Genomic DNA, 5,515 nt, shown 5'->3' on the forward strand with positions numbered 1-5,515 from the left:
CTTTGGCGCGAATGTTTACATAGCCGTCTTTATCTTTTACTACGGCATAATCTCCAATAGGACCTTGTGCAAAGGTGTTGGTCGTAAGGAGTAAGAATAAAATAAGTAAGTGTTTCATAAGGTTTCTATAAATAATGTGTGTTCGTATTCTGTATAAAATAAGAATTATTATTGTTTGTTACTTGGTTTCTGCAAAGATAGTGATTTCTTTTTAATTTATGTAAAGTTTAAAAGCAAATCTCAAGTAAGAACTACAAGAAACAAGCCTACTGGGGTTTTGTAGTTGTCTTTTACTATTTGTCTACATACCCAAATCAAAAACAAAAGAGACTGAAAGTAGTTGGTTTTATGCAAAAGATAAAAATAACTACTTTCAGTCCCCTATTTCAAGAAATATTAGCTTGAAGCTTATTCTTTGTTTTATTGAAGATTTTCACTAAAGAATGTCTCCAGCTTATCAAATGGAATTATACCAGCTTGATTGTCGTAAAAATCAGTATGACGGGCATTAGGGACAATCAACAGTTCTTTTTTCTCGCTCCCTATTAGCTTATAGGCATCTTCGCTCATATAGCGCGAATGGGCATTTTCTCCTGCAATTATAAAGGTTGGCACCTCAATTTCGTTCGCATAGGCTAACAGGGGAAAATTCATAAATGAAAGCAGCGTAGTGGCTGTCCAAACGTGATTGGAAACGGAACGCTCATGGAAACCTCGTGGTGTTTTGTAAAACTCAATATAATCATTCAAGAATTGAGGCACTTTATCAGAAGGAGCATCCGGCATAGGATAACCTGGGGAAGGAGTTCCCGTTTCAGCATCCGTCCAACGGATAGCATTGAGTGAACGCTTCATTTCCAGACGCATTTCAGGTGTATTGGCATCAAAATAGCCTTTGCTAAACACACGGGACATATCGTACATTACCATGGTGGCTACTGCTTTGATACGTGTGTCAATAGCTGTAGCATTCAGTGCAAAGCCGCCCCAACCACAAATACCAATGATTCCTATTTTTTCTCTATCGACAAAAGGTTGAAGACCTAAACAATCTACCGCTGCCGAGAAGTCTTCTGTATTGATTTCAGGTGAAGCTACATTGCGAGGTTCCCCACCACTTTCGCCCGTATAGGAAGGGTCAAAGGCTAAGGTTACAAAACCTCTTTCTGCCATTGTTTGGGCATAAAATCCTGAAGCTTGTTCTTTTACTGCTCCAAATCCTCCACAAACAGCAAGGGCAGCAAGCTTTTTGTTTTCAATCCCTTTCGGAAAATACAAGTCTCCAACAAGGGTAATACCATAGCGGTTTTTGAATGACACTTTTTTGTGTTCAACTTTATCGCTTTTAGGGAAAATCTTATCCCAAGAAGCGGCATTTACAGGGTTTTCAGTGTTTTTGTTCATATTGTTAACATTTTTGTTTATATGATTTATTCATTATGAATGAAGGTACTCTTTACTTTTGCGTATTTTTCTCAGATACAAGCCTATAGTCAAGTATATCAATGTTGGAATAATGCCAAAAAGGGGCGATACTAAAAGTATTTTATCGGGTGAAATAACAGTAAATCCTTCTGAAATGAGAGGATTAAAAACATCTTTCATTGTATGCATCAAAACTACCAATAATAGAGAGCGAGAGAGGAAGAAAATTTCAGTGTACATTATTGTCCAAACAGCAATAACCACAAAGCTTACCAAAACAAATAACTCTTTGCTATAAGGGAAGAAGGTTGCCTGGTAAGCATCGTCTAAGAATATGAGGTTGTATGGCAGGTGCCATATTTGGCAGACGAATGCCACCACTACATAAATCAGCCATTCGTTTTTGGTAAGTTGTTCCATTTTTACAGTGAGATAGCCTCGAAAAGCCGATTCTTCAAAGATATTTTTGATAAAACTAGGCAAAAAAGCTACCGCAAGTACAGGAAGAGAGGCAGCAATAGTAAATTTGCTCACATCTACCCAACCTAATAGCTTGCCTACAAATAGTGTTATGCCAATAACCAAGGGATAGACTGCAATAGCAAAGATATACCAGCGAATGTTTTGCTTGAAACGAGGTTTTAAAGGGAAATCTTTCCAACCATCGCCACCTAAAAGGCGGAGTAAAACGATACACACAGTAGGAGTAACAATAAAAATTCCTGATCCTAAAGACTCTAAATTAGAAGGCTCACCAAGTAACTGATTCAACCCAACGCCTATCCATCCGCAAGAGATAGCTACCAAGCTAAATAGGATTACATTCCGAAGTGCTTTTTTATTGGTTTTCATATTAAGGCAGGTTTATTTTAATATTTCTAAAATTTTATCTTCGTCGTAGACAAGCATACCCACTGCGACTAATGAAGCGATACCGTGTGCTAACATCCAACCTTTAGCAATGCTATTCTTCAGCTCTTCATCAGATAGGCTGCGGCATTCCTCGCTATTTTTCATTATTTCTACCACTCGCTCACTTTCGGGAAAAATGTCAGTAAGTTTTACATTGCTAACGTTATCCATATAAAAAGCTTTGAATAGGGCGGGCTCGGTGTGTGCCATCCGGACGTATCCGAGTCCTAAATCCAAAAGAGTATTCCCTGTTTTTGAGTAACTGAGCACTACACTTTGCAAGAAGGGCAGTGCTTTTTTGCAGATTTCAGCTTTTAATTCATCCATATTTTTATAAGACCAATAGATGGGCTGAGTGGAGCAACCAATTTGCTTGGCAATATTTCGAGCAGAAAGCACTCCAAAGCCTTCCTTTCGTACCATTTCGAAGGCAGTTTCTATAATTACTTCTTGAGTTATTGTTGTTGGTTTCGGCATAAATTTCTTTATATAACAATAGTAATATAACACTTGTTATTTTTGCGACAAAAGTAATATATTTTTTTGAATCAACAAATTTTTTCTAAGAAAAATAAAATGTAATTTTTAGATCAATTGATAATGAAATAGCTCAAGGTTTTCGTATGATAGGGGCTTTATACTCGCCTTTTACTATTTGCTTACATACTTTGTAAGCTAAATCGCCATTGAACGAATAAATATAAAGCGACTTTGATGCACATCCCCTCTTCTTAAGCTGCTCAAATTACTATTGACAAATTCCTACTTTTAATAAAGAATCCGTTGTTCTCTTCATATAAGCTATAATTAGGTATGGTGATGGGGCACAACATTTGTCTTATGGTAGTCTCTTCTTCAAGTCTCAACTTGCAATGAGTCCATTTATCCTCCCATCTTTGGTTATCCTTACAATCAAAGTAATTTCCTGTAGGAGTATAAAAATCTCTTACATAATTAAATATTAACCTTACTATGATTCCCTTTTCATTTTTAATTTCAGCACAAATTTCCCTTATATAAAACGTTTCAATACACAATTCTACTTCTAAGTACTCACTTTCTTGAAAGAGTGTGTTATACTTTGGCAAATTATTAGGGTCTTTTTCAAAATCAATAGTTTTTGTGTTTATATCATTTTGAAACATAATTATTTCTCTTTATTTTTCTCTACAATACAAAAATCTACTCCATTGCCTTCTATATAAAGGTTTACAATAGTGACGTTCTTATTTTGCAATTTGAGTTCAAAAGCCTTTATCTTATCCCCGATAATTTCACCAACTGAGAAAACACCCTCATTAACTAATTGACATTGTTTATCCAGCAAAGAAATAAGGGCTTCGGGAATGTCATAAGTAGTGGTAATCTCTCCTACAAAATGCTGATATTGTATGCCCTTAGCCTGATACGTTCTATGCCAATGGTAGGCGATTTCCCAAAAAGGAGTATTGTGGTTATCGGTAATAAGGTCTATCAAATAGTTATTATTCACTATCTCTCTTATTTTCATCGTATTTTACTCCTATAATGCTTTCAAACCATTGGTTAAAGTATTCTTCTTGCTCCTGAACGGTAGCTATTTGTGAAAAATCGTTCTCGGGATCAAAGATATTTATTATTTCGGCACTATCATAATCATACCTTTTTCCTAAAACTAACTTTACCGCTCGAAAATTCTGTTTGAAATGCCGAATCATATAATAATGACGCCTTGCCCCTTGTATCAATAGTTTTATGCCCTGCTGTTCTAAACGCTTGCGAAGGATATAGAATAGCGACCTTACCTCATGTGAAACCATTTCGTAATGATGATTAAGCGCGTCGTGATAAGTCATTACAAAAACCTTTACTTTTCCGCCCGTATAGGTGAACGTTTCATCTTTAGAAAACATATTTAATAACACTGTGGAATTTCCTCTATCTTCTTTATAAAAAGTAATAGTAGCTTCTATCACTTGCTGGTCTGTTGTAAAGGCTTTAATGAAATACTGAGAAAAATTCTCTTTGGTTTTTTGTGCTTGCATAGGAATGATTGTTGTTGCTAATAAGATGAGAATTAGTTTATTTAGGTAATTCATCAGAGAAGTTCTTTTATTTGAGTAGTAGGGCATTCTCCTTCTAAAAATAGCACTCCTGTACACCCTAAATCTATAAAATCAATAGAACGACCATACATTTCTATTTGTTTTAACAAGAAATTTACCTCTACCAAAGTGTTATTTTCTATTTTCATAAGATTAAAAACCTTTCCTTTCTGAATACTATTCCCTGCAATCACTCTTCCTGCTACTGAAAATGTATTTTCATTAGTGTTTAAAAGCTTTTCTACTTGAAATATTTTATTCATAACATCAGTATTGTCAAAAGAAAAAGAATATCCCTGTTTTGTATTCTATAGCTTTATGAAGCATTGCTAATAATTTCTGTCCGACAGGTAGTTTGCTTATGGTATTAGCTTCTGTAACTTCATAGGCTTTTTGTAGCGCTTCTACCCCTATAATATCCTCCCATTCATAGTCATCAATAAGTTTATCTAATTTGTAATTAAGTTCGTGAAATAGGTGCGAGTTCCAAAGCTGTTGAAACTCTTCTTCTGTTAAGTTCCAATCTGTAAAGCCTTCTTCCGAATTCACATCGTTGATAAACTTTTCCATTGCCTCCACACTTGTGAATGTTGATATTGTTTTAGAACTATGACTCATTGTTATCTATTTTAGGCAAAGATACTCTTTTTTTATTTTTTACTCTTCCTCTGCAGCCCAATCATAAAAACCGCTTTCTCGTAATCGGGCTTCATACTGCTGAATAGTTTGTTCGTCGTACTTTTCTCTTTGGATAAACTTTCCTATTTCAAAATAGATGTCTATTGGGTTTAGTCCATAAAGGTGAGCGATGAGGGTTGCTAAGTTTCTATCAGAGTAATGCTCATAAAGCACATAAGTCATTAGCCTAAAATCTGTTTCCTCTATCTTAGGAAAAGCCTTTTTGATAAACTGAAGTGATTTCTCAAACCATACTTTTTCAGGAGCTACTACCTCATTCAGCCAGTCGGTATACCACATTTCAAAGGTGAGTTTTTCTCCCTTCTCGTTAAGCTCAGGCGACAGTCCGCCATAATCCTGGCGACTATCGAGCCATATATAGCCTTTTTCCTTACCATTCACCACCAAAAGATAGG

The 5,515-nt window shown here is 35.6% G+C and carries 8 protein-coding genes and 2 pseudogenes; all 10 read right to left on the reverse strand.

What is annotated here, in order from left to right; all coding sequences use genetic code 11:
- Nucleotides 1-118: pseudogene (locus tag Q0625_RS04090) on the reverse strand (SH3 domain-containing protein); the annotation flags it as partial.
- A gap of 302 nt (nucleotides 119-420) precedes the next feature.
- Nucleotides 421-1,404 (reverse strand): alpha/beta hydrolase, encoded by a 984-nt coding sequence (locus Q0625_RS04095; RefSeq protein WP_298823679.1) that lies wholly within the window; start codon nucleotides 1,402-1,404, stop codon nucleotides 421-423.
- A gap of 33 nt (nucleotides 1,405-1,437) precedes the next feature.
- The gene (locus tag Q0625_RS04100; RefSeq protein ID WP_298823681.1) at nucleotides 1,438-2,277 is read right to left on the reverse strand and encodes a CPBP family glutamic-type intramembrane protease; all 840 of its coding nucleotides are present in this window, start codon (nucleotides 2,275-2,277) and stop codon (nucleotides 1,438-1,440) included.
- A gap of 12 nt (nucleotides 2,278-2,289) precedes the next feature.
- Nucleotides 2,290-2,814, reverse strand: coding sequence for a TetR/AcrR family transcriptional regulator (locus Q0625_RS04105; RefSeq protein WP_298823683.1), 525 nt, complete (start codon nucleotides 2,812-2,814; stop codon nucleotides 2,290-2,292).
- A 263-nt stretch (nucleotides 2,815-3,077) separates the two neighbouring features.
- Entirely contained in the window at nucleotides 3,078-3,482 is a 405-nt protein-coding gene (locus Q0625_RS04115; RefSeq protein ID WP_298823685.1) for a hypothetical protein, read from the reverse strand.
- 2 nt (nucleotides 3,483-3,484) lie between these two features.
- A complete protein-coding gene (locus Q0625_RS04120) occupies nucleotides 3,485-3,847 on the reverse strand; it encodes a hypothetical protein (RefSeq protein WP_298823687.1) in 363 nt (120 codons plus the stop codon).
- Nucleotides 3,822-4,415, reverse strand: a complete 594-nt coding sequence (locus Q0625_RS04125) for a hypothetical protein (RefSeq protein WP_298823689.1) — start codon at nucleotides 4,413-4,415, stop codon at nucleotides 3,822-3,824. The genes Q0625_RS04120 and Q0625_RS04125 overlap by 26 nt, the downstream gene beginning before the upstream one ends.
- Complete coding sequence (locus Q0625_RS04130; RefSeq protein ID WP_298823691.1) at nucleotides 4,415-4,684, reverse strand: hypothetical protein; 270 nt, start codon at nucleotides 4,682-4,684, stop codon at nucleotides 4,415-4,417. Before Q0625_RS04130 ends, Q0625_RS04125 begins: the two co-directional genes overlap by 1 nt.
- Nucleotides 4,685-4,697: 13 nt before the next feature.
- Entirely contained in the window at nucleotides 4,698-5,039 is a 342-nt protein-coding gene (locus Q0625_RS04135; protein ID WP_297888566.1) for a hypothetical protein, read from the reverse strand.
- 39 nt (nucleotides 5,040-5,078) lie between these two features.
- A pseudogene (locus tag Q0625_RS04140) lies at nucleotides 5,079-5,515 on the reverse strand (hypothetical protein); the annotation flags it as partial.

This window comes from uncultured Capnocytophaga sp. (assembly GCF_938029845.1).
Lineage (GTDB): Bacteria > Bacteroidota > Bacteroidia > Flavobacteriales > Flavobacteriaceae > Capnocytophaga.

What these genes read in the sequence shown, in the direction of transcription:
- Q0625_RS04100 (WP_298823681.1), bottom strand. Translation starts at nt 2,277, where the DNA reads ATGAAAACCAATAAAAAAGCACTTCGGAATGTAATCCTATTTAGCTTG.
- Q0625_RS04105 (WP_298823683.1), bottom strand. Translation starts at nt 2,814, where the DNA reads ATGCCGAAACCAACAACAATAACTCAAGAAGTAATTATAGAAACTGCC.
- Q0625_RS04095 (WP_298823679.1), bottom strand. Translation starts at nt 1,404, where the DNA reads ATGAACAAAAACACTGAAAACCCTGTAAATGCCGCTTCTTGGGATAAG.
- Q0625_RS04135 (WP_297888566.1), bottom strand. Translation starts at nt 5,039, where the DNA reads ATGAGTCATAGTTCTAAAACAATATCAACATTCACAAGTGTGGAGGCA.
- Q0625_RS04115 (WP_298823685.1), bottom strand. Translation starts at nt 3,482, where the DNA reads ATGTTTCAAAATGATATAAACACAAAAACTATTGATTTTGAAAAAGAC.
- Q0625_RS04125 (WP_298823689.1), bottom strand. Translation starts at nt 4,415, where the DNA reads ATGAATTACCTAAATAAACTAATTCTCATCTTATTAGCAACAACAATC.
- Q0625_RS04130 (WP_298823691.1), bottom strand. Translation starts at nt 4,684, where the DNA reads ATGAATAAAATATTTCAAGTAGAAAAGCTTTTAAACACTAATGAAAAT.
- Q0625_RS04120 (WP_298823687.1), bottom strand. Translation starts at nt 3,847, where the DNA reads ATGAAAATAAGAGAGATAGTGAATAATAACTATTTGATAGACCTTATT.